The sequence below is a fragment of the Yoonia sp. JB2-21 genome (genome assembly GCF_055693545.1).
This window is the reverse complement of record NZ_JBVFUC010000001.1, coordinates 689,659-712,003: the sequence shown is the minus strand read 5'-3', so window position 1 is coordinate 712,003 and position 22,345 is coordinate 689,659. Positions and strand designations below refer to the sequence as shown.

The following is a 22,345-nucleotide window of genomic DNA, read 5'->3' as shown; positions in this document are numbered from 1 at the left end:
ACCTCAAATATTGCAGATGTTCTGAAGACTGACCCAGTCGCTATCCGTCAGAATCAAAGGAATGCTCCGCTCAAGAAGTGGATCAGCGTCCAGTTCTGGCATGGTGCCAGTGCGGGCATCCACGGCGGCAAGATACGGGGCTTGTGGTATCTGTGCGGTGGCAAGGATCATGCGCAACAGGTCGGGATCTGGTCCCGCAGGTTCGCCCCGCACCATGGCCATAGCGTTGCGACGTAAGATATCGCTGGGAATTTCACCGGTTGTCAAAAGGCGAAACGTGGTGCCAAGCCCTTCCTGCTTCAGCAGGCTTTCCAGTGGATCTGCATCGGCGACCGCGGCCTGACTGGCAAGAACAAAGCCCGCCGCTACGGCAGGATCATCCGAAAGTTGGAGCACACCATAGTCCAGCAGGATTAACCCGCCCGGCAGAGCGACAGCCGCTTGTTGAAGCTTGGGAACAACGACAAGGCGTGCAGATGTATCAGGCCCAAAAAGGCGCTGGAGAAAGCGTGTCGCGGCACCAGTGGCGCGTTCTGATTGGCACATCGCGCCCGTTTCACTTTGCATGTAGGCCAGCATCTCGGTCCCGATTTCCATGCGTTTCGGGGTCGGAACGACAGCAAGCGTTTGCCGGGTGAGCGCGCCGGGCAACCAAAAAACCGCAAGTGCCAAAGTGATAACGATCAATCCACCCGTCAGCCAATGGCGCAGTTTGCCCGGATGCGGACGGGATTTGGCAAGCGCCTTGCGCACTTCTTCAATCGCCTCGATCATTGTGTTGTCGGTGATCTCGAGGATTTCACTGGCATCATCATCGGGGGCATAAATCGCGGGCGTGTCTTCGGGGTTTTGGCGGATCAGGGCGGGCAGTGACCAATGCGCCAATGGTCGCCCTGTTGCATCGGCGATCACCAGAGTCGCATCGCCAAAAGAGATGGTCACGTCGCGCCGTTGCTCATCGGGTGCTGCGCGCCACAACGCGTCGCTTTCCAACCGGACGTATCGGTCAAGTGCCGTCATCTGCTCATTGCCCTTTTTGCCAAAGGGTAACGTGGGTGGGACAGAATGTCATGTTGGAAACGCACATGTGGCCGTGGCGCTGATGGAAAGACCTGACCCTCCGGGGGAAGTTTGATTGGACGAAGAAAATCAAGAGTTCATTAACCAAGCCTTCGTACGGTCTCAGGCGCGGTACAGGCGGAAGCGTTGATGACCGTGACGTGGAAAGTCGCGCTGGTGCAGACCTGACCCGGTCAGCCTGTAGCGGGCAACACACCAGCGCGCACCCATATCTTTCTATGTCCAATCAAACTTCCGCCGGAGGCATCCTGTCCTATGCTCAAAGTGCTTTGGCCAGCGTTCTGAGTTCAAACTTTTGGATCTTCCCGGTCGATGTCTTCGGCAACTCCTGAAACACGATCTTCTTGGGGCATTTGAAACCGGCGAGCCGTTCGCGCGTAAAGGCGATTATCTCGGCCTCATCCGCGCCGGCGCCGTCCTTCAGCTCAACAAAGGCGCAAGGCACTTCGCCCCATTTGTCGTCCGGTTTCGCCACGACCGCGCAAAGGTTCACTGCCGGATGGTGCATCAACGCGCCTTCCACCTCGACCGAACTGATGTTTTCGCCGCCAGAGATGATGATGTCCTTGGCCCGGTCCGAGATTTGGATCGCCCCGCCGGGGTGCTGGATAGCCAAGTCCTCGGAATGAAAATACCCTCCTGCAAAGGCTTTCTCAGTCGCCTCGGCGTTCTTGAGGTAGCCTTTCATCACCGCATTGCCGCGCATAACGATCTCGCCCTGCGTCGCTCCGTCGCGCGGCACTTGTCCCATGGTGTCATCCACAACAGTGACGTCTTCCATCATCGGGAAGGCCACGCCTTGGTGGGCTTTGATGGCGGCCTGTTCATCTTCGGGCAGCGCATCCCATGCGTCATCCCAGATGCATTCGGTCACATGCCCATAGGTTTCGGTCAGCCCGTAAACCTGTTTGATATTGAACCCCAGCTTGCCAATGGCGGCCAGTGTCGCCGGGGCAGGGGGTGCGCCTGCCGTGAACACCTCGACCGTATGGTCAAAGGCGCGCCGCTCTTCCTCTTTTGCGTTCACGATCAGGTTTAACACGATGGGTGCGCCGCCGAAATGCGTGACCTCTTCATCGCCAATCGCGTCATAGACCGCTTTGGCTGATACGTCGCGACAGCAAATGACAGTCCCGCCCAAGGCCGGCATCATCCATGTGTGGTTCCAGCCGTTGCAGTGGAACAGCGGGACGATTTGCAGATACCGCATGAACAGCGGCAGTTCCCAGCTGATGGGTGTGCCCATCGTCATCAGGTAAGCGCCCCGGTGGTGGTAGACCACGCCTTTGGGCCGCCCTGTGGTGCCAGAGGTATAGTTCAGCGCAAGGCTTTCCCATTCGTCCTCTGGCAGTACCCAGGCGAAGTCGGGATCGCCGGTGGCCAAAAAATCTTCGTAGTTTTGCTGTTCGGCCATCGCATGCACGCCAGCCTGATCGTCGGGCACTTCGATGATCAGGGGGGCGGGGCCTTCCATCAAATCGACGGCGGCCATGGCCATGGGCAGGAATTGGCTATCGACCAAGGCGATCTTGGCCTCGCCATGATCAAAAATATAGGCAATCGTATCGACATCCAGCCGTGTGTTGATGGTGTTCAGAACCGCACCACAGGCGGGCACGCCAAAGGCGGCCTCTGACTGCGCGGGCACGTTTGGCAGGATCGTCGCCACCACATCGCCCGGTTTGATCCCAACCTTGGTCAGCGCAGAGGCCAGCCGCGACACGCGTCGATAGTATTTGGCATAAGTGAGCCGGGTTTTGCCATAGACAACGGCCTCGCGATCCGCAAAAATCAGGGCTGCCCGTTGCAAGTGGGACAATGGCGTGAGCGGCACGTAATTGGCCGCTCTTTTGCCCAGTCCCGTTTCATCACGCATCCAACCCATGTCGCCCTCCCGCAGCACCTGTCGCTTTGAGGGTTGAGTATTGCGCCATGTTGGTCGTTTTTGGAAGTCAGAATTAAGAAGGTGGATGTTTCCATGACCCAAACCGTTACCCCCACCCGTGCTGCCCTGACGATTTTGGCAGGTATGGCCGTGCTGGGTTTAAGCGATAATTTTATCCTCTACATCACCGACGCCAGTTCGCTTTGGCAGTTTCACCTGCTGCATAGCATCGTGGCCTTGGGGATCATTGGCGCGGTTGCGGCGCTGGGGCTGGGGGTGATCCGGCCTAAGCGGTTCGGCGCTGTCGCTGCGCGCAGTGCCATTCAGGGGATCTCCATGCTGATCTATTTTGGCTGTTTGGCCATTCTGCCAGTGGGGCTGGTTGTGGCAGGGTTCTTTACCGCGCCGCTTTTCGTGGCTTTGATTGCGGCCGTGTTCCAAGGCAAGCGGATCACGCCGTTGCATACCTTTGCGATCCTTCTGGGGTTCGCAGGGGCGCTTATCGTCATCCGGCCCGACCCTGCCAATCTGGATTTGGTGGCCTTTCTGCCCATCGCCGCGGGCCTGTGCTATGCCATTGGTGCGGTCGCCACGCGGGCATGGTGTGAAGGCGAGGGCACGCTTTCACTGACCGCTGGGTTCTTTGTCGTGCTGGCATTGATGGGCGCGGTCGGCTGTCTGGTCTTTCCCGGTGTCGGGGCCGGTGCGGATGGGTTTGCCAGCCGCGGTTGGATGCCTCTGGGCGCCAGTATTGTCTTTTGGATCGCATTGCAGGCCATCGGTACGCTAATCGGGATCATGTGTTTGTTCCGGGGCTATCAGATTGGCGAGGCAAGTGCTGTTGCGGTGTTTGAGTTTTCTTTGCTGATCTTTGCAAGCGGCTGGGCGTGGTACCTGTGGGATCAGGCGATCACCCCATTGGCGCTGTTCGGCATGGCTTTGATCGTGGCGTCAGGTGCGGTCATCGCCCTGCGCGGAACGCCATGATCATTTCCCACAAACGATCCTTTGTTTTTGTGCATATCCCAAAAACGGGTGGGACCAGCATGGCCTTGGCGTTAGAAGAGCGTGCGGCGGCAGATGATATTCTGATCGGCGACACACCCAAAGCCAAACGGCGGCGCAAGCGCCAGAAGGCGCTGCAAGCGCCGGGCCGTTTGTGGAAGCACAGCACATTGGCTGATGTGGCGGGCCTTTACCCAGCGGACGCCTTTATCTTTACGCTCGTGCGCAACCCGTGGGATCGGATCGTCAGCTATTACCATTGGCTGCGCGTGCAAGCGTTTGATCATCCTGCTGTCACGGTCGCAAAGGCGCATAGCTTTGCAGGTTTCTTGCGCGATCGGTCGATGCAGGCGACGTTGCGCCAGCATAGTTATACATCATATCTGATCGATGGGTCAGGGCGGGAGCGGTGCGATTTGTTTGCCCGGTTAGAGTATCCCGCAGACCTAGAACCACTATGGAAACACTTAGGCTTTCAGCTAAGTATTCCGCATGTGAATACATCCGAGCGCGACGCGGAGTGGCACATATATTATGATGCAGAAAGCTTTGAAATTGTGCAGAAAATAGCAGCTGATGATATCGCACGTTTCGGATATCAGACAACGCTGTAGTGTGGCGCACCCCCGCATGGGGATGCGCCGAATGGTTTAGGCCGCTTTTGCGGCAGCACCGAAACGCTTGTAAAAGTCCTGACCTTTGTCTGCCATTTCGCGCAGCAGATCAGGCGTTTTGAATCGTTCGCCAAATTCTGCCGTTAACTGGTCACAGCGTTCTGCCGCGTAAGGTGCGCCGATGATGTCGAGCCAGCTGAACGGGCCACCTGACCAAGGCGCAAAGCCCCAGCCAAGGATCGCACCGACATCGCCTTCGCGGATGTCTTCCAGCACGCCTTCTTCCAGCGCGCGGACAGCTTCGAGCGTTTGTGCGAACAGCAAACGGTGTTGGACGGTTGTCAGGTCGGGCTGTTCGTCGGCCACCGGGTATTGGGCGGCGAGCCCATCCCAAAGACCACCGCGCTTACCTTTTTCGTCGTAGCTGTAGAAGCCCGCGTTGGATTTGCGGCCAAGGCGTTCTTGGTCAAACATCCAGAACAGAACCTCGTCCACCTCGCCATCAGGATAGGCGTCGCCCATCGCAGCCTTGGTCGCCTTGGCGATCTTCACGCCCAGATCGACCGAGGTTTCATCAACCAATTGCAGTGGGCCCAGTGGCATGCCGACCAGTTTCGCAGCGTTTTCGATCAGCGCAGGTTCCACGCCTTCCTTCACCATCCGAATGCCTTCGTTAATGTAGGGAATGATGCAGCGGTTGGCGTAGAAAAAGCGTTCGTCGTTGACGACGATCGGTGTCTTCTTGATCTGGCGCACGTAGTCGAGCGCTTTGGCCACGGCCACATCGCCGGTTTCCTTGCCTTTGATGATTTCCACCAGCAACATCTTGTCGACAGGGCTGAAGAAGTGGATGCCGATGAATTTCTCAGCATCGACAGAAGCTTTCGCCAGTTCCGTGATCGGCAGGGTCGAAGTGTTGGTCGCAAAGATGCAGTCGGGGCCGGTGACGGCCTGCACCTTGGCGGTGACGTCGGCCTTGACACCCACATCCTCAAACACGGCCTCAACGATCAGGTCGCAGCCTTTCAGCGCGTCATAATCCGTGGTCGCGTTGATCAGACCAAGGACGGCGTCTTTCTTTTCCTGCGTGACTTTCTTGCGGGCCATGCCCTTGTCCAGATGCGCCGTGGTGTAGGATTTACCCTTGTCAGCCGCTTCCTGCGTGCTGTCGATCAGGACAACCTCGATGCCGGCCAGTGCAGAAACCAGAGAGATACCCGCGCCCATCATGCCTGCGCCGATGACGCCGACCTTTTTGACCTTCTGGTCGGGGGCCTCGGGGCGGTTGGCCCCCTTTTCCAAGGCTTCCTTGTTGATGAACAAGCTGCGGATCATGGCAGAGGATGACGGGTTCATCAGAACATTGGTGAACCAGCGTGCCTCAATCTTGATCGCAGTGTCGAAGGGGACCAACGCACCTTCATAGACAGCCGACAGCAGCGCCTTGGCGGCGGGATAAACACCTTGGGTCTTGCCGTTGACCATAGCCGATGCTCCGACGAAGGTCATGAAACCGGCAGGGTGGTAGGGCGCGCCGCCGGGCATTTTGTAACCTTTTTCGTCCCATGGTTTGACGATTGCAGGCTCGGACAGAACCCAAGCTTTGGCTGCTGACAGCAATTCATCCGCTGGCACAACCTCATCCACAACACCAGCCGCTTTCGCCTTCTTGGGATCGTTCAACTTGCCTTCCAGTAACAGCGGGGAGGCACCCATCGCACCCAGTTTGCGCGACAGACGTGTCGTGCCGCCAGCACCGGGGAAGATACCGACAAGGATCTCTGGCAGGCCGATTTTGGCTTTGGGGTTGTCAGCCGCAAAGATGCGGTGACAGGCCAGTGGGATTTCCAAACCGATGCCAAGCGCTGTGCCGGGCAGGGCGCAAGCAATCGGTTTGCCGCCTTTGTTCGTCTTGGGGTCCATGCCCGCGCGTTCGATCTTGCGCAGCACGGCATGCATATCCATCACACCTTCGAACAACCCGCGCGCCGGATCATCGCCTGCGCTTTCCTTCATCTTGGCGATGATGTTCAGGTCCATCCCGCCAGCAAAGGACCCTTCCTTGCCGGACGTGATGATCACGCCCTTGATGGCGTCATCGGCCAAGGCCTGATCAATCAATGCGTCCAGATCAAGGAACCCTTGCTGGTTCATCACATTCATGGACTTGCCAACGGTATCCCAAACGATTGTTGCAACGCCGTCTGCGTCCGTGCTCATTGTAAAGTCAGTCATTTCTTTCATTCCTGTTGTCAGGGGCTCTGGGTGCACCGGTTATTGGCGACCCGGCCAATGGATTTAGGTCGGTGTTGTCGGACGGTGCGAGACGTCCGCGCGTGTCAGTGCAAGGGCTTGGCCGTTTGAGGGCTCAAGCGCGTATTCCCCAGCTGATACTTTCCAGTTGCCGTCGATTTTTTCGATGACCGAGAACACCGGATAGGGTTCATTCAGGCGCTTTCCATCGTGTAGCAATTCACTGACATGGGTGGATTCGATGCGGGTCGGGGATTTGAAATCGGCCGCCACGCAGGTGCGAAACATCTCTGTCACGCCAATTGCCATGAAATGTTCATGCATGCTGTCGAAAGCCCGCCGCATATCGTCAACCGTTTCCATGTAAACCGGTCCGGCCATGGTGGCCATGGTTTGGGGCACATGGAAAACGGCAGCGAAGGCGTCGAAGTCACCGGACATCAAGGCATTGCCTGTGATCTCTAGTATCGCTTCGGCGATATCCTTTGCTGCGATTTGAGGGTCCGCGCCCATCGGATCAAACCCGCTCTATGATTGTTGCCGCTCCCATTCCGGAAGCGATGCAGAGCGTGGCGAGGCCCGTTCCTTTGCCGGTCCGCTCCAGCTCATCCAGCAATGTGCCGATGATGATCGCGCCAGTTGCACCCAGCGGGTGACCCATCGCGATAGAGCCGCCGTTGACGTTGACCTTGCTGTCGTCGACGTCGAAGGCCTGCATAAAACGCAGTACAACGGATGCGAAAGCCTCGTTCACTTCGAACAGATCGATATCGCTGATCGACATACCAGAGTCTTTCATGATCTTTTCAGTTACAGGAACCGGACCGGTCAACATGATGGTCGGATCGGTGCCGATCTTGGCTGTGGCCCGGATCACGGCGCGGGGCTTGATCCCCATCGCCTCGCCATATTCCTTGGAGCCGATCAAGACACCTGCTGCCCCATCGACGATGCCTGAAGAGTTACCCGCATGGTGAATGTGGTTGATCTTCTCAAGGTGCGGGTACTTCATCAGCGCGACCTTGTCGAAGCCGGGCATCACCTCACCCATCGCCTGAAACGCGGGGTTCAGACCGCCCAGCGACTGCATGTCGGTGCCGGGGCGCATGTATTCATCATGATCCAGAATAGCGAGGCCGTTCACGTCTTTAACGGGCACGATAGATTTCTCAAACCGCTTCTCGTCCCAAGCAGTCTTGGCGCGCTTCTGGCTTTCCATCGCCAACTGATCGGCATCATCGCGGCTAAAGCCATATTCGGTCGCGATGATATCGGCAGAGATACCTTGGGGTACAAAATACGTGTCCATCGCGATGGAGGGATCGACCGCAATCGCAGCCCCGTCGGAACCCATGGCGACCCGGCCCATCATCTCTACCCCGCCGGCGATATAGGCCTGACCTGCGCCGCCTTTGACTTGGTTCGCAGCGAGGTTCACCGCTTCCATGCCAGAGGCGCAGAAGCGGTTGATTGCCAGACCGGGAATGGATTGGTCCAGATCAGAGGCAAGGACTGCGGTCCGCGCAAGACACCCGCCTTGTTCGGCGACTTGCGTCACATTACCCCAGATCACATCCTCGACCGCGTGGCCCTCAAGACCGTTGCGTTCTTTGAGGTTGTTCAGAACACCTGCTGACAGGCGCGCGGATGTCACCTCGTGCAGACTGCCGTCTTTGCGGCCTTTGCCGCGCGGGGTGCGGACGGCGTCGTAGATATAAGCTTCGGTCATAGGATCCTCCGGGTATTTGGGTCCGCGCTAGCCAAGGGCGCGCGGCATCAGGTCATAAGGGTGTTTCCAACCGGGCTGGGCTGCGATTGCGTCCAGCCAGCGGTTGATATTGGGGTAATCGGCACGGTCGAAGGTGAAACCTTCCTCATAAAACAGGTAACCGGCGCACGCGATATCCGCGATAGTGATGTCGTCACCGGCAAGCCAGTTGCGGCCTTCCAGATGAGTTTCCATCACTTTCAAAGCAGAGGCGAGGCGCATGGCCATAAAATTGTTCACATCAGCGTTGCGTTTGTCTTCGGGCAGGAAGTTCATGTTGAACCGCAGGGGCCCCGCAACGCCAGACACTTTGTGGTTATCAAAGAACATCCAACGCAAGACTTCGCGGCGTTCAGCGGCGGAACGACCACCCAGCTTGCCGGTCTTAGAACTGATGTAATCTTGGATCACGCCAGACTGCGTCAGGATCAAATCGCCGTCTTCCAGCACAGGCACTTCGCCCATGACGTTGAGCGCGCGGAATTCGGGACTGCGGCTTGCGCCTTTAAAGAAATCAACGAAAACCGGCTCCCATTCTGCATCAGCCAGCGTCAGGGTCAGGGCTGCTTTGTAAGCGTTTCCGCTTTCACCAAAGCAATGTAGTTTCATGGTCATCTTACAGGCCTCCCAACCCAAGCGGAGGACTTTCGGGGTCCGAAAATCCGATAAGGGCGCGTCAAAATCAACGCGCCCTCAAAGAGCTTAGAAGTTTGCAGCCTCAAGCGCCATGATTGTATCGCCGCCGGTGTTGATGCGTGTAAGGTGCATCGCTGTGGCGGGCAATTGGCGGGCCATATAGTAGCGACCTGTCGCGATCTTGGTCTCGTAGAATTCGGTGTCAGATGCACCGTCCTCCAGCGCTTCCATCGACGCCTTGGCCATGCGCGCCCACATTAGGCCAAGGCAGACGTGGCCCATCATATGCATGAAGTCGTAAGACCCGGACAATGCGTTGTTCGGCTTTGTCGCGTTCTGCATAAAGTACATGCCAGCGGCTTGCAGGTCCTTGCTTGCGGCTTTCAGCGGCTCAAGGAAGTCCTTGGCGAGTGCTTCATTGTCGCTGTTTTCCTTGATGAAGCTTTTGACCATCTCAAAGAAGGCCATCACATGCTTGCCGCCATCTTGGGCCAGCTTGCGCCCCACAAGGTCCAGCGCTTGCACGCCATTGGCCCCTTCATAGATCATCGCGATACGGGCATCGCGCGCATATTGGGACATGCCCCACTCTTCGATATAGCCGTGACCGCCATAGACCTGCTGCGCAGCAGTGGCATATTCAAAACCCTTGTCGGTCAGGAAGCCTTTGATGACAGGTGTCATCAGCGAAATCAGGCCGTCTGCTTCGGCATCTTGGTTCTTATGTGCCCGGTCGATCAGGTAAGCGCCCCAGAATGTGAAAGCACGCGCGCCTTCGACAAAGGATTTCTGATCCATCAGGTTACGGCGAATGTCGGGATGCACGATCAACGGATCGGCAGGGCCATCAGGGTTTTTGACACCCGTCACGTCACGCCCTTGCAGACGGTCGTTGGCGTAAGCCACAGCATTCTGATAGGCGCTTTCGGCTTGGGCATAGCCCTGCAAGCCCACACCCAGACGCGCTTCGTTCATCATGGTGAACATAGCGCGCATGCCTTTGTGTTCTTCGCCAATCAAATAACCTTCGGCCTCGTCATAGTTCATCACGCAGGTTGAGTTGCCGTGGATACCCATTTTCTCTTCGATCTTACCGCAAGTGGCGCCATTGCGCGCACCCAAAGTGCCATCGTCGTTCACAAGAAACTTAGGCACGATGAACAAAGAAACACCTTTGATACCCTCAGGTCCGCCTTGGATTTTCGCCAAGACAAGATGGATGATGTTGTCAGCCATGTCGTGCTCACCAGCCGAGATGAAAATCTTCTGACCAGAGATTTTGTAAGACCCATTGTCCTGCGGTACAGCCTTCGTGCGCATCAGGCCCAGATCCGTTCCGCAATGCGGCTCTGTCAGGTTCATCGTGCCGGTCCATTCGCAAGACACCATTTTGGGCAGAAACTTTTGCTTTTGCTCGTCAGAACCATGCGCGTAGATCGCGGAGTAAGCACCATGGGTCAGACCCTGATACATTTGGAACGCCATGTTGGCAGATACAAATGTCTCCTGCGCGGCCGTGTGCATGACATATGGCAGACCTTGGCCGCCATATTCAGGATCGCAATCCATGGCAGTCCAGCCGCCTTCTTTCATCTGCGCGAACGCATCTTTAAATCCGGCTGGCGTGCGCACCACGCCGTTTTCCATGACACAGCCTTCGGCGTCACCCACGATGTTCAGCGGGTGCAGTACTTCTGTGGCCACCTTGCCTGCTTCTTCGACAACAGCACTGGTAAAGTCGCGGTCAAGATCCTCAAACCCCGGAATGTTCTGCTCGCTGACCTTGAGCAAGTCATGCAGTACAAACTGAATGTCTTTGGTAGGTGCGTTGTAGATTGGCATGTGGTGTTCTCCTCAGGTCGTATGTGTCATGGTCGGGCCCTTTCAGGCCGCGACCGTTTTCTCTTTGGCCAGCTCGGACAGCCGTTCAGCGCCCCAGGCCATTTGTTCCTTCAATTCGCTGATGGCTTCTTCCAACTCGGCTTTCTGGGCTTCCATGTCGGCAAGATGGCGTTCGGCGAAGACATATGTTTTTGACAGCTGCGCTTCTTGACCGTCGTCCATATGGTAGAGGTCGAGCAGCTGGCGGATTTCTTCCAGTGAGAAGCCAAAGCGCTTGCCGCGCAGGATCAGCTTCAGTCGCGCGCGGTCGCGCTTGGTGAACAGGCGTTTTTGCCCTTCACGGATTGGAAACAGTAATTCCTTTGCTTCGTAAAAGCGAAGCGTGCGTGGCGTCACATCAAATGCGTCACACATCTGGCGGATGTTAAGTGTTTCGGTCGTCATCTTCTCATTCCTTTCATGCGTGTTTCGAATGCCACGCACTTGCGAAGGATGAGTTCACCATACAAGCAAAGTTGACGTGCACGTAAACGTAACGTGGCGTCACGGGCAGGTTGACGAAAGGTCAGCAAAGATGACGCTGCGTTAAGGGTAATTAAAAAACTGGGAAAATTTTCATTTTTTCCCCTCAAAGCGCTTTGAATTGGTTTTTTCGGGAATTTTTTGTGACCCAATTCTCAGGTAAGGGTGATCTGGAGCTCGATTAGTCGGAAAGAACGACGGCCGCTTTGACGCAAATGTGAGCGACTTACAGAAACAATACCGCTTTTAGCCCAAAGTCTCTGCCGTGGTATCGCGGAGATTCTTCAACTCGTCGATCGTTTCTTCCAGTTGCTGCTTTTGCTCGGCAAGTTCTTCGAGTTGGCGGTCGGCCAGCGCAACCCATTCGCGCATCTGCGCTTCGGTGCCTTCTTGTTCGTAGATCAAAAGCCACTGCCTGATGTCTTCGAGTGAAAACCCAAATCGTCGTCCGCGCAATATCAGGGTCATACGTGCCAATTCTTTGGCACCATAGAACCGCGACCGGCCTTCTTTTTCAGGATGCAAAAGTTCAATATATTCGTAGTAGCGCAACGTACGTGGCGTTACGTCGAATTTTGCGCACATCTCTTTGAATGACAGGCGGATATCCGACATGTTCTTCTCCTTAGATGTAATCGTAACCTTAACAATGAGTTGGGGCAACCACAGGATGTGGATCAACAAAGTGTTGATGGTGGTCAAATGTGCCAAACACAGCTACCCAAAGATTACATTGGATCGGAGCGCATATGTCTGACGCACAAAAGTCCCGTCGTGATCTGCTGGCCCGCCAGTTTATCGAAGCAATTCCGCATGCCCGAGAGCTGGGAATGGAATTGACCGACATTGAGGATGGTAAGGCTGTTATCGCAATGGAGTATGACGCACGTCTTGTCGGGGATCCCGAAACCGGCGTCATTCATGGTGGCGCTGTGTCGGCCTTGATGGACACATGCGCCGGGGCGGCCGTGATGTCGCACCCTGCAGCGGCCGTCGCGACGGCGACACTGGATTTACGCATCGACTACATGCGTCCAGCAACTCCCGGTCAGCGCATCACGGCCAGCGCCGAGTGCTACCATGTCACCCGTTCCGTCGCTTTTGTGCGTGCGACAGCCGTGGATACAGATGTGAATCGTCCGGTGGCCACGGCCACCGGCGCCTTTACGATCGAAAGGGCAAAATCATGACTCGCAAGCCCGAGCCTGTCCAGGTCATCAAACAGCGCCGCGACGCGACTTTGCAAAAGTTGGTTGCGGGCGTGCCCTATATTCAGTTTCTGGGAATTCAAATTGACCGGCGGGGTGATGAGCTGACCGCAATTCTGCCCTATGCGGACAAGTTGATCGGCAACCCGATGCTCCCGGCCATTCATGGTGGGGTGACGGCGGCCTTTCTGGAAGTCACAGCAATTATCGAGCTGAGCTGGGCCATGATCTGGGAAGATATGGAAGCAGGGCGGGTTGATGAGGATGCACCGCGCATCAAACTCCCTAAAACGATTGATTTTACGGTGGACTACCTCCGCTCCGGACTGCCGCGTGATGCCTATGCCCGCGCGCGGGTCAATCGGTCTGGCAGGCGCTATGCATCTGTGCATGTCGAAGCATGGCAGGACAATCGTAGCCGACTATTTGCGCAGGCCACTGGGCATTTCCTGATGCCGCAACGCGATGGCTGAGACGCTGACCCACAAACGGGTACTGGCGATCGCGCTGCCGATTGTGCTCTCGAATGCGACAGTGCCGATCCTTGGTGTCGTGGATACCGGCGTGGTCGGACAATTAGGCGAAGCGGCCCCGATTGGTGCGGTTGGCATCGGCGCGATTATCCTGTCGTCGGTGTATTGGATCTTCGGCTTTCTGAGGATGGGTACAACGGGTCTGACATCACAGGCGCACGGGGCAGGGGACGCGGCCGAAGTTGATGCCTTACTGTCCCGGGTCCTCTTGATCGGAATGTCGGCGGGGCTTTTGATGATCGTCGCTCAGGTCGCCATCTTTCAAGGCGCGTTCTGGATTTCACCTGCGAGTGCCGAGGTCGAGACGCTTGCACGTGACTATATGACCATCAGAATATGGTCAGCACCCGCGACCATTGCGCTTTACGGCATCACCGGGTGGTTGATCGCACAAGAAAGGACGCGCGCCGTCCTGGTCATTCAGGTTGGGATGAATGGTGCGAACATTGCGCTCAGCGTCTTTTTGGGGCTTGAGCTTGGGTGGGGCGTCGAAGGTGTCGCATGGGCCACCTTTTTTGCGGAATGGGGCGGATTGGTTGTGGGCCTGTGGTTTTGTCGCGGTGTGTTCGGGCGGTCCTCTTGGCTGTCCGCCGCGCGTGTCTTTGATCTGGCACGGCTTAAGCATATGGCGTTGGTGAATTCGGACATTCTGATCCGGTCGGTTCTGCTGCAGGCGATCTTTGTCAGCTTCCTTTTCTTTGGGGCTGACTTTGGTGACGTCCAGCTGGCCGCAAATCAAATTCTGATGCAGTTCCTGCAGGTCACGGCCTACGCACTGGATGGCTTTGCCTTTGCGGCAGAGGCATTGGTGGGACAGGCCTTGGGCGCGCGGGCACGTGCGGCATTGCGCCGGAGCGCCGCTCTGAGCAGTCTTTGGGGCGGGATCGTTTGCGCGCTTCTTGCGATTTGCTTTGCGGTCTTTGGCGGTATGGTGATTGATATCATGACAACCGCGCCTGAGGTACGAGAGGTCGCGCGCGTCTACCTACCCTATATGGTTGCGGCACCCGTGGTTGGTGTGGCGGCTTGGATGTTGGATGGGATCTTTATCGGCGCGACCCGCACGCAGGACATGCGCAACATGATGCTGATCTCAGCAATTATCTATTTTGCTACGATCATTCCATTGATGGCGGCGTTCGGAAATCATGGCCTTTGGATCGGGTTACTGCTGAATTTTGTGGTCCGCGGCGTGACTTTGGCTTGGCGATACCCGGCGCTCGAGGCAGAGGCGGACCGACCACTACGTCCAGTCGCTGCGACCTGATCCCACCGCGTCGCTCATACGCGCAAATCCATCACGTCTGAGTAGTTCATCAAGGCCGCTTGCAATCTCATCGACAAGCGACAGCCCATGATAGACCAGAGCCGTATAAAGCTGCACCGCCGACGCACCGGCGCGGATCTTCTGATAGGCCTGCGCGGCAGAGCCGACGCCACCAACACCGATGATTGGAAGCGTGGTCAACCCGGAGAGCTGCGCAAGAACGCGGGTAGATTTTTCAAACAAAGGCTGCCCCGACAAGCCACCCATCTCAGCCTTGTGTTGTCCGTGCAGACCGTCACGATCAAGCGTTGTGTTTGTCGCAATGATTGCATCGATGCCAGAGGTGTTCGCAACTTCAGCAACTTCTGCAAGCTCATCCGGCGTCAAATCGGGCGCAATCTTAAGGAACACCGGAATAGGCTGCGGCAGTGCCGCACGTGCCGCCATCACGCCAGATAGCAGGGCTGCTAACGCGTCCTTGCCCTGCAGGTCGCGCAGCTTTTCGGTGTTGGGAGAGGACACATTCACCGTTGCGAAATCAATGACCGGGCCGCAACGCTGGAGCACAGTTGCGAAATCCTTGGCTTTGTCATCGCTGTCTTTGTTGGCACCCAGGTTCAATCCGATGACGGTCCCGTCAGGGCGTGCTGAAAGCCTGTCGGCAATCGCATCCATGCCGTCATTGTTAAATCCAAAACGATTGATCGCGGCCTGATCGACGGGCAATCGGAACAGGCGGGGTTTGGGATTGCCAGGTTGGGGGCGTGGTGTCGCGGCACCAACCTCAAGAAAGCCAAAACCGGTTTTGGAGAGCGCACCGAGTGCCGTCGCATTTTTGTCAAAACCCGCTGCGAGGCCAACAGGATTGGGGAGCGCGATCCCGGCAATCGTTGTTTGCAGCCGTTGCGAGGTCACGGGTCCAGATCGCGGCCCCAATCCCGCATTCAGTGCCTTCAGCGCCAGACCATGTGCTTTTTCCGGGTCCATCCGGCGCAAGGCTGTCAGGCCGATCTGTTCAAGCATTTTCATGTCAGGTCAGGAAAATCATGAATGCCGTCGCGTAGGGCAAGTGGCTTGCTCCAGACAACATCGGTGATGCACAGTTTGCGATAAAGATGTGGGAACAGGACATTGTTGCGCGCCGGTTCCCATCTCAACGCGTCCAACCCGTCTGCTTCGACAGCAAGCAGCATCAAGTCTTCAACACCGGCAAAATACTTCGCCGCCGTTTCGGCGACAGTTTCTGCCGTTGAAAAATGAACATAGCCGTCAGCCACATCAATCGGTGCTCCAACGGTTTCACCATCGGCTTGCAAGGTGGACCATTCATCGGCCCGGAAAATCTTGTAAATCAGCATAGGGGCGTGATGGCCGCTACAAGAAAGATGGTCAAGCGCCCAAAGACTGTACGTTGACGTTAGGGCCGTCCCCAACAAGACGTATTCAATTTGACTCTCGCAAACCGCCTCGCCAAGCTGAGCGTATTCCAACCTTGGGGGACTAGATCCAATGATTTCACGTATAATGACCACAACCTGTGCGTTTGCCATGACTGCGAGCATGGCAGCGGCCGAGTATTCGCTAACTATTTTGCACACCAACGATTTTCATGCGCGTTTTGAACCGATCAGCCGGTTCGACAGTGGCTGTTCAGCCGAAGACAACGCTGCCGGCGAATGCTTTGGCGGGACCGCACGTCTGGTGACAGCCATCGCGGATGCGCGTACGCGGTCAAATAATAGCATTCTGGTGGATGGTGGTGATCAGTTTCAGGGCACATTATTCTACACCTATTATAAAGGTGCGATGGCCGCAGAATTTATGAACAAGCTGGGTTACGACGGCATGACCGTCGGCAACCATGAGTTTGACGACGGCCCAGAGGTCCTGAAGGGGTTCATGGACTCAGTTGAATTCCCGGTGCTGATGTCCAACGCCGATGTCTCGAATGAGCCGCTTTTGGCAGGCGTTTTGATGAAGTCCACGGTGATCGAACGGGGCGGTGAGCAGATTGGCATGATCGGCCTGACACCCGAAAACACGGACGAACTGGCAAGTCCGGGCCCCAACGTCACATTCTCTGCGCCGGTTGCGGCTGTACAAGCCGAGGTCGACAAGTTGACCGAGATGGGCGTGAACAAGATTATCGTGCTGTCGCACTCGGGCTACGGCGTTGATCTTGACGTCGCAGCGAACACAACGGGTGTTGATGTCATCGTCGGTGGCCACACCAACACCTTCCTTGGCGATGACGAGGATGCCGCAGGTCCTTACCCAACGATGGTGGGTGATACGGCGATCGTTCAGGCCTATGCCTACGGTAAATTCCTTGGTGAATTGAATGTCACATTCGACGATGAAGGTGTGATCACCGAAGCTGCCGGTGAAGCGCTCTTGATTGATGCCAGCGTTGCCGAAGATGAGGCGACAGTTGCGCGCGTGGCAGAACTTGCCGTTCCGCTGGACGAAATCCGCAATCAGGTTGTTGCCGAAGCCGCCGCTGCGATTGAGGGTGACCGTTCCGTTTGCCGTGCGATGGAGTGCGCGATGGGGAACCTGATCGCCGACGCGATGCTTGACCGGGTCAAGGATCAGGGCATTCAGATCGCGTTCCAGAATTCTGGTGGCATCCGTGCATCTATCGATGCAGGCGAAGTGACGAAGGGCGAAGTACTGACCGTGCTGCCTTTCCAAAACACATTGTCGACCTTCCAGATCACGGGCGAGGCGATGATCGCAGCACTTGAAAATGGGGCCAGCCAGCATGAGGATGGCTCGGGTCGTTTTCCGCAGGTTGCCGGTATGAGCTTTGTCGTGGATCTCAGCCAAGAGCCCGGATCACGCATTAGCGACATCATGGTCGGTGATGCACCGATTGATCCTGCTGCGACTTACGGTGTGGTGTCCAACAACTTCGTGCGCAACGGCGGTGATGGGTATTCGATGTTCGAAGACGCGATGAACGCCTACGACTTCGGCCCCGATCTGGCGGATGTGACGGCAGAGTATATTGCAGCGAACGCACCTTATCAGCCGTATACGGATGGGCGCATTACGATGAAGTAAGAAGCCCTTTTGGGTTTGGCAGAGGGCGCGCTACGGGAAACCGTGGCGCGCTTTTTTTTGTTGCGATTTGCTCTGACATGCCAAGCGTCAGGCGCGCGCACACAGGTGCTGATGGGGCCTGAGGTGTAATGATTGTTTTGTGGGAGAGGTTTGGGATTAGGCAAAGCAGTGGCCGATGCCGCAACTTATGCGTGGACGCTGAACGTCGGCTTGGCGGGACAAAGCATCATTTCGCGTTAGCTGCGCGCATGTCGGCTTTGCCGTGCAACTGTTTGCGAACGTGTATAGACCGTTGATGGAACATCATTTGCTTTTGGAACCGCCGATGGACAACACCGATGTGAATACTCGAACCGCCCGTTGTGATTGTGGCCAGCTTCGCTTTGCTGTCCGAGGTGAACCGATTCATGTTCACGCCTGCACGTGTACACAGTGCCAGCGCTCTTCCGGCAGCGTTATGAGCTATTCAGCCTGGTTTCCCGACGCATCTGTGAAGATTGAGGGAAAATACACGATCCACCATCACCGTGGGCCTGAGAACCCTGATCGGTTTCAAGGGTTTTGCCCGGAGTGTGGTACGGGCAGGTTCTTTCGCTACGGAGCGTCCTTCCCAAATACGGTGGCGATCACTGCAGGCACATTTGCCGAACCTGGCTTTCCTCTGCCTGATTTTATCCTCTATTGGGCTAATCGCCCTCAATGGCTAGGACCACCAGAGAAAGTCAGGCTCTATCAAGAGGGCGATGAGTAAAGCCGACACTCGTTGGCTCGGCAGTATCCGGTACTTTGGGCCCAAAGCGCCCATTCACAACGCTACCCCCCACCATATAAGGCATCAAAATCACCTCATTCTCTGGCCCGATCCTCGTGAACCACGCCTCGCGGTAGATCACCCCGTCCAGTGCCAGGGACACCCCCCGTTTGATCTGTGGCGCCAGCCCGGGATGTTTCTCGGCCAAGGCGTCCAGCAGTTCTTTGAAATTGCGCGCCTCGACCTCCACCCATTCCTCGCCATCCGCGAGCGCGCGCAGCGATCCCCAGAGTTTGACGCGGACCATGCCCTACCCGGTCATCGCTTTCAGCAATCGTGGCGGCGACATCGGCAGCTCCGTCATCCGCACACCCGCTGCCCGGGACACTGCGTTCGATATCGCAGCCAACGGCGGTACGATCGGCGTTTCGCCCACGCCGCGCACGCCGTAAGGGTGGCCGGGGTTGGGAATTTCCAGGATCACGGTTTCGATGTCCGGCAGGTCCGACGCCACAGGCACCCGATAGTCCAGGAAACCCGCGTTCTGCAAACGCCCGTCCTCGCCGTAAATATATTCTTCGTTCAGCGCCCAGCCGATGCCTTGCACGGCCCCGCCTTGCATCTGCCCTTCGACGTAGTCGGGGTGCACGGCTTTGCCTGCGTCTTGGAACACGGTGTAGCGCAGGATCTTCGTGGCCCCGGTTTCGGGATCAACTTCGGTATCGCACAGATGCACGCCAAAGCTGACGCCCGCGCCATCTGCGTTCACCTCATGGTGGCCTGCAATCGGCCCGCCAGTGTTGCCTGCAATGGCGGCTATCTCGGCCAGTGTCATCGGTGGATGGGTCCCCGCATTCGGCCCTGCTGGTTTCGCGCAGCCGTCTTCCCAGATCACCGCCTCTTCGTCGATGCCCCAGATCTTCGCAACGCGGCGGCACATCTCCTTGATCGCCGCCCGCGCAGCCTCAATCGTGGCAAGGCCGACCGCAAAGGTGACGCGGCTACCGTCCGTGATGTCGTTGAACCCCAGCGATGAGGTGTCGGCAATGACTGTACGCACCTTGTCATAAGGCACGCCCAGTTCTTCTGCCGCCATCATCGAGATCGACGCGCGCGAGCCGCCGATATCGGGGTTCCCTTCGACAACACCTACGGTGCCATCGTCATTGATGTTCAGCGAAACACAGGTGTTGCCGCCAAAGTTGAACCAGAACCCACAGGACAGCCCGCGCCCTTGGTTTGGCCCTAGGGGGCGGTGTAATGTGGGTGCGCTTTCGCCGCCTCCAACGTAGCGACCAGCCCGATTTCGTTGAAGGTCGGTCCGTATGACGACAGCGTGCCTTTGCGCGCAGCATTCAACAGGCGCACATCCAGCGGATCAAGGCCAAGTTCCTGACACAGCTCATCCACCACGCTTTCCACCGCGTAGATCGAGGTTGGTGCGCCTGGTGCGCGGTAGGGGATTTCCTTGGGCCGGTTCGTCATCGCGTTCCAGCCGACGGTTTCGACGGCGGGCAGGTCATAGGCCGCAAATGCCGCCTGCGCGCCCATATCGACGGTCGCATTTGGATAGGCCCCGCCGGAATAGCGCAGCTCACCACGGGCGGCTGTGATGCGCCCGTCTTTGGTCATGCCGATCTTGATATCCATTGAGGATGAGATTGTGGGGCCCGTTGCCTTCAGCACCTCATCGCGCGTCATCACGATCTTCACCGGTTTGCCCGATTTGCGGGACAAGGCCAATGCAACTGGCTCGATGAACGTCGAGGTCTTACCGCCAAACCCTCCACCAATCTCAGACGATGTGATGCGCAACTGGCTTTCCTCAACGCCCAGCACAGCGGCGCAATTTGCGCGCACCATGTATTGACCTTGGGTACAGCACCAGACCTCGCCCCGGCCATCGCTGCCAAGGCTCGCCATGCAGGCCTGTGGTTCGATATAGCCTTGGTGGGTTGCGGCAGTTTTAAAGCTGCGTTCGATGATCTTGTCCGCCTTGGCGAACCCGGCGTCCAGATCACCATGCCCGAATTGGCAATGGGTCGTGACGTTTTGCGACATACCCGCAGGCACGGTTTCCAGTGCGCGGCCTTCCTGCACAACAGGTGCGTCCGGTTTCATCGCCTCATCAACGTCAGTAACATGCGGCAGAGCCTCGTAGTCCACCTTGATCAGCCGGATCGCCTGTTTTGCGATGGATTTGCTCGTTGCCGCCACTGCTGCAACCGCATGCCCATCATAAAGGACCTTATCACGGGCAAGGCAATTGATCGCGACGTCGGCAAAGCCTTCGTCCTCTGGCTGTGCGAGGTCTGCGCCAGTGACGACGGCCTTCACACCGGCCAATGCCTCTGCCGCCGACGTATCAATCGACACGATCCGTGCGTGGGCATGCGGGCTGCGCAGAATGCGCCCATGCAACATCCCGGGGGCCGCGATATCTGCGCCATAAGTGGCTTTGCCGGTGACTTTGTCGATCCCGTCAGGGCGCGTCACCCGCGTGCCGACAACTTTGAAATCGCGATGCGTTTGTGCGTCAAATGCCATGTTACGCGCTCCTCATTTCAGCCGCGGCGGTTTGGACTGCTTTGATGATCTTATCATAGCCGGTGCAACGGCACAGATTGCCCGCCAACCAATAGCGGACCTCGGTATCGGTCGGGTTCGGGTTCTTTTCAAGCAAAGCCTTCGCCGCCACCAGAATGCCCGGCGTGCACACACCGCATTGCAGGGCGGCTTCTTCAAGAAACACGCGTTGCAATGGGTGCAGTTCCTCGCCCTTCGCCATGCCTTCGATGGTTTCGATCTCGGCGCCTTGCGTTTCCACACCCAGCACAAGGCATGAACAAACTACGCGCCCGTTCAGCATCACACTACAGGCACCGCAGTCGCCCGTCCCGCAACCTTCCTTGGAACCTGTCATGCCTAGCCGGTCGCGCAGCACATCCAGTAGGCTCTCATCCGCATGGCACAGGAATTCCGTGCTGTCGCCATTGATCGTTGTCTCGACTGGGATCGTCTTCATGCCTGACCTCCGGCGCGTGCGTATGCGATATGGGTGGCGCGTTTCGCTAGAACGCCCGCTGTCTTGGTGCGGAACTCTATCGTGCCGCGTTTGTCTGTGATGGGATTGCACGCAGCCTCAGCCGCGGCAACAAGACCAGCGATTGCGGCGTCTTCCAGCTTTGATCCCACAAGCGCATCGCCCGCGTCTTTGACCAGCAACACTGTGGGGGCCACGGCACCAAGCGCTACATGCGCCGCCGTCACAACGCCCGCGCCGTCCAATTCCACACTGACCGCAGCTGAAGACACCGCGATGTCCATCTCGGTTCGTGGAATGAAGCGCAGGTAAGCGTCCGATGCATGGTCGGGCCGCGCGGGCAGAAAGATCGAGGTGATGAATTCGCCTTTCGCCAGTGAGTTTTTTCCCGGACCGGTCGGAATATCCACAACGGGGACGTCGCGCATGCCATCTGGTCCTTGCACACGGGCCACTGCCCCAGCAGTGACCATCGCAGGCACGCTATCGCCCGCCGGTGATCCAGTGCATAGGTTTCCCGCCATCGTCGCGCGGCTTTGGACCTGTGAAGAGCCGATCAACTCGACCCCCTCAACCACACCGGGCCACATCGCCTTCAACGCGGCATGCTCGCCCATTTCAGCCCCGGAAACCGCGGCACCAATGCGAAAGCCACCATCCTCGGCCGCGATATCACGCATACCGGGCAGGTGCTTGAGGTCGAGCATCAAATCAGGTTCGACCATTTCTGCTTTCAACTGAACCAAAACATCTGTTCCGCCGGCCAGAATGCGCGATATGCCGGTTTCGTCCTGCAATAGCGCCACGGCAGCGTCAAAGCTCTCTGGCTTTACATATCTCATCTGATTGTCTGACCTTTCAGCAATGAACCA

At 57.2% G+C, this 22,345-nt stretch carries 21 protein-coding genes and 1 pseudogene; 7 read left to right on the top strand and 15 right to left on the bottom strand.

Annotated features, from left to right (window positions below; all coding sequences use genetic code 11):
* Window positions 1-3 precede the first annotated feature (3 nt).
* Together ACZ1G5_RS03600 and ACZ1G5_RS03595 are read right to left on the bottom strand one after the other, a co-directional pair.
* Window positions 4-1,020 carry a hypothetical protein gene (locus tag ACZ1G5_RS03600; RefSeq protein WP_472731551.1) on the bottom strand — a complete coding sequence of 339 codons (1,017 nt, stop codon included), beginning with the start codon at window positions 1,018-1,020 and terminating at the stop codon, window positions 4-6.
* A 319-nt stretch (window positions 1,021-1,339) separates the two neighbouring features.
* A complete protein-coding gene (locus tag ACZ1G5_RS03595) occupies window positions 1,340-2,965 on the bottom strand; it encodes an AMP-binding protein (RefSeq protein ID WP_472731550.1) in 1,626 nt (541 codons plus the stop codon).
* A gap of 93 nt (window positions 2,966-3,058) precedes the next feature.
* Between ACZ1G5_RS03595 and ACZ1G5_RS03590 the strand changes: the two genes are divergently transcribed.
* Together ACZ1G5_RS03590 and ACZ1G5_RS03585 are read left to right on the top strand one after the other, a co-directional pair.
* Window positions 3,059-3,952 (top strand): DMT family transporter, encoded by an 894-nt coding sequence (locus ACZ1G5_RS03590; RefSeq protein WP_472731549.1) that lies wholly within the window; start codon window positions 3,059-3,061, stop codon window positions 3,950-3,952.
* Window positions 3,949-4,584 carry a sulfotransferase family 2 domain-containing protein gene (locus ACZ1G5_RS03585; RefSeq protein ID WP_472731548.1) on the top strand — a complete coding sequence of 212 codons (636 nt, stop codon included), beginning with the start codon at window positions 3,949-3,951 and terminating at the stop codon, window positions 4,582-4,584. The genes ACZ1G5_RS03590 and ACZ1G5_RS03585 overlap by 4 nt, the downstream gene beginning before the upstream one ends.
* Before the next feature lie 36 nt (window positions 4,585-4,620).
* On the opposite strand, the gene ACZ1G5_RS03580 is transcribed toward ACZ1G5_RS03585, so the two are convergent.
* From ACZ1G5_RS03580 to ACZ1G5_RS03550, 7 genes are all read right to left on the bottom strand, one after another.
* Complete coding sequence (locus ACZ1G5_RS03580) at window positions 4,621-6,819, bottom strand: 3-hydroxyacyl-CoA dehydrogenase NAD-binding domain-containing protein (RefSeq protein WP_472731547.1); 2,199 nt, start codon at window positions 6,817-6,819, stop codon at window positions 4,621-4,623.
* 63 nt (window positions 6,820-6,882) lie between these two features.
* A complete protein-coding gene (locus ACZ1G5_RS03575; protein ID WP_472731546.1) occupies window positions 6,883-7,350 on the bottom strand; it encodes a hypothetical protein in 468 nt (155 codons plus the stop codon).
* Window positions 7,351-7,354: 4 nt separating this feature from the next.
* Window positions 7,355-8,566, bottom strand: a complete 1,212-nt coding sequence (locus tag ACZ1G5_RS03570; protein WP_472731545.1) for an acetyl-CoA C-acetyltransferase — start codon at window positions 8,564-8,566, stop codon at window positions 7,355-7,357.
* 27 nt (window positions 8,567-8,593) lie between these two features.
* Window positions 8,594-9,220: a glutathione S-transferase family protein gene (locus ACZ1G5_RS03565; protein WP_472731544.1), complete on the bottom strand. Its 627-nt coding sequence runs from the start codon at window positions 9,218-9,220 to the stop codon at window positions 8,594-8,596.
* A gap of 87 nt (window positions 9,221-9,307) precedes the next feature.
* On the bottom strand, window positions 9,308-11,083 hold the full coding sequence (locus tag ACZ1G5_RS03560; RefSeq protein WP_472731543.1) for an acyl-CoA dehydrogenase C-terminal domain-containing protein: 1,776 nt from the start codon (window positions 11,081-11,083) through the stop codon (window positions 9,308-9,310).
* A gap of 42 nt (window positions 11,084-11,125) precedes the next feature.
* Complete coding sequence (locus tag ACZ1G5_RS03555) at window positions 11,126-11,527, bottom strand: MerR family transcriptional regulator (protein WP_472731542.1); 402 nt, start codon at window positions 11,525-11,527, stop codon at window positions 11,126-11,128.
* Window positions 11,528-11,851: 324 nt separating this feature from the next.
* Window positions 11,852-12,220 (bottom strand): MerR family transcriptional regulator, encoded by a 369-nt coding sequence (locus ACZ1G5_RS03550; protein WP_472731541.1) that lies wholly within the window; start codon window positions 12,218-12,220, stop codon window positions 11,852-11,854.
* A gap of 134 nt (window positions 12,221-12,354) precedes the next feature.
* On the opposite strand from ACZ1G5_RS03550, the gene ACZ1G5_RS03545 reads away from it, so the two are divergent.
* Genes ACZ1G5_RS03545 through ACZ1G5_RS03535 form a run of 3 tightly spaced genes read left to right on the top strand, consistent with a single transcriptional unit; the run spans window position 12,355 to window position 14,613 of the window.
* On the top strand, window positions 12,355-12,795 hold the full coding sequence (locus tag ACZ1G5_RS03545; protein WP_472731540.1) for a PaaI family thioesterase: 441 nt from the start codon (window positions 12,355-12,357) through the stop codon (window positions 12,793-12,795).
* Window positions 12,792-13,286: a PaaI family thioesterase gene (locus ACZ1G5_RS03540; protein ID WP_472731539.1), complete on the top strand. Its 495-nt coding sequence runs from the start codon at window positions 12,792-12,794 to the stop codon at window positions 13,284-13,286. Before ACZ1G5_RS03545 ends, ACZ1G5_RS03540 begins: the two co-directional genes overlap by 4 nt.
* Window positions 13,279-14,613: an MATE family efflux transporter gene (locus ACZ1G5_RS03535; RefSeq protein ID WP_472731538.1), complete on the top strand. Its 1,335-nt coding sequence runs from the start codon at window positions 13,279-13,281 to the stop codon at window positions 14,611-14,613. The genes ACZ1G5_RS03540 and ACZ1G5_RS03535 overlap by 8 nt, the downstream gene beginning before the upstream one ends.
* Here the strand turns inward: ACZ1G5_RS03535 and ACZ1G5_RS03530 are convergent.
* Window positions 14,590-15,642: a quinone-dependent dihydroorotate dehydrogenase gene (locus tag ACZ1G5_RS03530; RefSeq protein WP_472731537.1), complete on the bottom strand. Its 1,053-nt coding sequence runs from the start codon at window positions 15,640-15,642 to the stop codon at window positions 14,590-14,592. The two genes, ACZ1G5_RS03535 and ACZ1G5_RS03530, sit on opposite strands and share 24 nt — an antisense overlap.
* Window positions 15,639-15,971 (bottom strand): DUF952 domain-containing protein, encoded by a 333-nt coding sequence (locus tag ACZ1G5_RS03525; RefSeq protein ID WP_472731536.1) that lies wholly within the window; start codon window positions 15,969-15,971, stop codon window positions 15,639-15,641. Before ACZ1G5_RS03525 ends, ACZ1G5_RS03530 begins: the two co-directional genes overlap by 4 nt.
* Window positions 15,972-16,122: 151 nt before the next feature.
* Between ACZ1G5_RS03525 and ACZ1G5_RS03520 the strand changes: the two genes are divergently transcribed.
* Both ACZ1G5_RS03520 and ACZ1G5_RS03515 read left to right on the top strand, forming a co-directional pair.
* On the top strand, window positions 16,123-17,679 hold the full coding sequence (locus ACZ1G5_RS03520) for a bifunctional metallophosphatase/5'-nucleotidase (protein WP_472731535.1): 1,557 nt from the start codon (window positions 16,123-16,125) through the stop codon (window positions 17,677-17,679).
* Window positions 17,680-17,974: 295 nt separating this feature from the next.
* Window positions 17,975-18,430, top strand: coding sequence for a GFA family protein (locus ACZ1G5_RS03515; protein WP_472731534.1), 456 nt, complete (start codon window positions 17,975-17,977; stop codon window positions 18,428-18,430).
* Here the strand turns inward: ACZ1G5_RS03515 and ACZ1G5_RS03510 are convergent.
* The 4 genes and pseudogenes from ACZ1G5_RS03510 to ACZ1G5_RS03495 form a co-directional block, all read right to left on the bottom strand.
* Entirely contained in the window at window positions 18,402-18,737 is a 336-nt protein-coding gene (locus tag ACZ1G5_RS03510; RefSeq protein WP_472731533.1) for a MoaD/ThiS family protein, read from the bottom strand. The genes ACZ1G5_RS03515 and ACZ1G5_RS03510 overlap by 29 nt on opposite strands.
* Window positions 18,738-18,740: 3 nt before the next feature.
* Window positions 18,741-20,977: pseudogene (locus tag ACZ1G5_RS03505) on the bottom strand (xanthine dehydrogenase family protein molybdopterin-binding subunit).
* A 1-nt stretch (window position 20,978) separates the two neighbouring features.
* Entirely contained in the window at window positions 20,979-21,455 is a 477-nt protein-coding gene (locus ACZ1G5_RS03500) for a (2Fe-2S)-binding protein (RefSeq protein WP_472731532.1), read from the bottom strand.
* Window positions 21,452-22,315 carry an FAD binding domain-containing protein gene (locus ACZ1G5_RS03495; RefSeq protein ID WP_472731531.1) on the bottom strand — a complete coding sequence of 288 codons (864 nt, stop codon included), beginning with the start codon at window positions 22,313-22,315 and terminating at the stop codon, window positions 21,452-21,454. The genes ACZ1G5_RS03500 and ACZ1G5_RS03495 overlap by 4 nt, the downstream gene beginning before the upstream one ends.
* Window positions 22,316-22,345: the final 30 nt, after the last annotated feature.

Bases quoted from the DNA above. Each gene is read 5' to 3' on its own strand.
- ACZ1G5_RS03555 (WP_472731542.1), bottom strand. From the start codon at position 11,527: ATGACGACCGAAACACTTAACATCCGCCAGATGTGTGACGCATTTGAT.
- ACZ1G5_RS03590 (WP_472731549.1), top strand. From the start codon at position 3,059: ATGACCCAAACCGTTACCCCCACCCGTGCTGCCCTGACGATTTTGGCA.
- ACZ1G5_RS03530 (WP_472731537.1), bottom strand. From the start codon at position 15,642: ATGAAAATGCTTGAACAGATCGGCCTGACAGCCTTGCGCCGGATGGAC.
- ACZ1G5_RS03565 (WP_472731544.1), bottom strand. From the start codon at position 9,220: ATGACCATGAAACTACATTGCTTTGGTGAAAGCGGAAACGCTTACAAA.
- ACZ1G5_RS03560 (WP_472731543.1), bottom strand. From the start codon at position 11,083: ATGCCAATCTACAACGCACCTACCAAAGACATTCAGTTTGTACTGCAT.
- ACZ1G5_RS03550 (WP_472731541.1), bottom strand. From the start codon at position 12,220: ATGTCGGATATCCGCCTGTCATTCAAAGAGATGTGCGCAAAATTCGAC.
- ACZ1G5_RS03540 (WP_472731539.1), top strand. From the start codon at position 12,792: ATGACTCGCAAGCCCGAGCCTGTCCAGGTCATCAAACAGCGCCGCGAC.
- ACZ1G5_RS03520 (WP_472731535.1), top strand. From the start codon at position 16,123: ATGATTTCACGTATAATGACCACAACCTGTGCGTTTGCCATGACTGCG.
- ACZ1G5_RS03500 (WP_472731532.1), bottom strand. From the start codon at position 21,455: ATGAAGACGATCCCAGTCGAGACAACGATCAATGGCGACAGCACGGAA.
- ACZ1G5_RS03600 (WP_472731551.1), bottom strand. From the start codon at position 1,020: ATGACGGCACTTGACCGATACGTCCGGTTGGAAAGCGACGCGTTGTGG.
- ACZ1G5_RS03575 (WP_472731546.1), bottom strand. From the start codon at position 7,350: ATGGGCGCGGACCCTCAAATCGCAGCAAAGGATATCGCCGAAGCGATA.
- ACZ1G5_RS03570 (WP_472731545.1), bottom strand. From the start codon at position 8,566: ATGACCGAAGCTTATATCTACGACGCCGTCCGCACCCCGCGCGGCAAA.
- ACZ1G5_RS03510 (WP_472731533.1), bottom strand. From the start codon at position 18,737: ATGGTCCGCGTCAAACTCTGGGGATCGCTGCGCGCGCTCGCGGATGGC.
- ACZ1G5_RS03580 (WP_472731547.1), bottom strand. From the start codon at position 6,819: ATGACTGACTTTACAATGAGCACGGACGCAGACGGCGTTGCAACAATC.
- ACZ1G5_RS03535 (WP_472731538.1), top strand. From the start codon at position 13,279: ATGGCTGAGACGCTGACCCACAAACGGGTACTGGCGATCGCGCTGCCG.
- ACZ1G5_RS03595 (WP_472731550.1), bottom strand. From the start codon at position 2,965: ATGGGTTGGATGCGTGATGAAACGGGACTGGGCAAAAGAGCGGCCAAT.
- ACZ1G5_RS03585 (WP_472731548.1), top strand. From the start codon at position 3,949: ATGATCATTTCCCACAAACGATCCTTTGTTTTTGTGCATATCCCAAAA.
- ACZ1G5_RS03525 (WP_472731536.1), bottom strand. From the start codon at position 15,971: ATGCTGATTTACAAGATTTTCCGGGCCGATGAATGGTCCACCTTGCAA.
- ACZ1G5_RS03495 (WP_472731531.1), bottom strand. From the start codon at position 22,315: ATGAGATATGTAAAGCCAGAGAGCTTTGACGCTGCCGTGGCGCTATTG.
- ACZ1G5_RS03545 (WP_472731540.1), top strand. From the start codon at position 12,355: ATGTCTGACGCACAAAAGTCCCGTCGTGATCTGCTGGCCCGCCAGTTT.
- ACZ1G5_RS03515 (WP_472731534.1), top strand. From the start codon at position 17,975: ATGGAACATCATTTGCTTTTGGAACCGCCGATGGACAACACCGATGTG.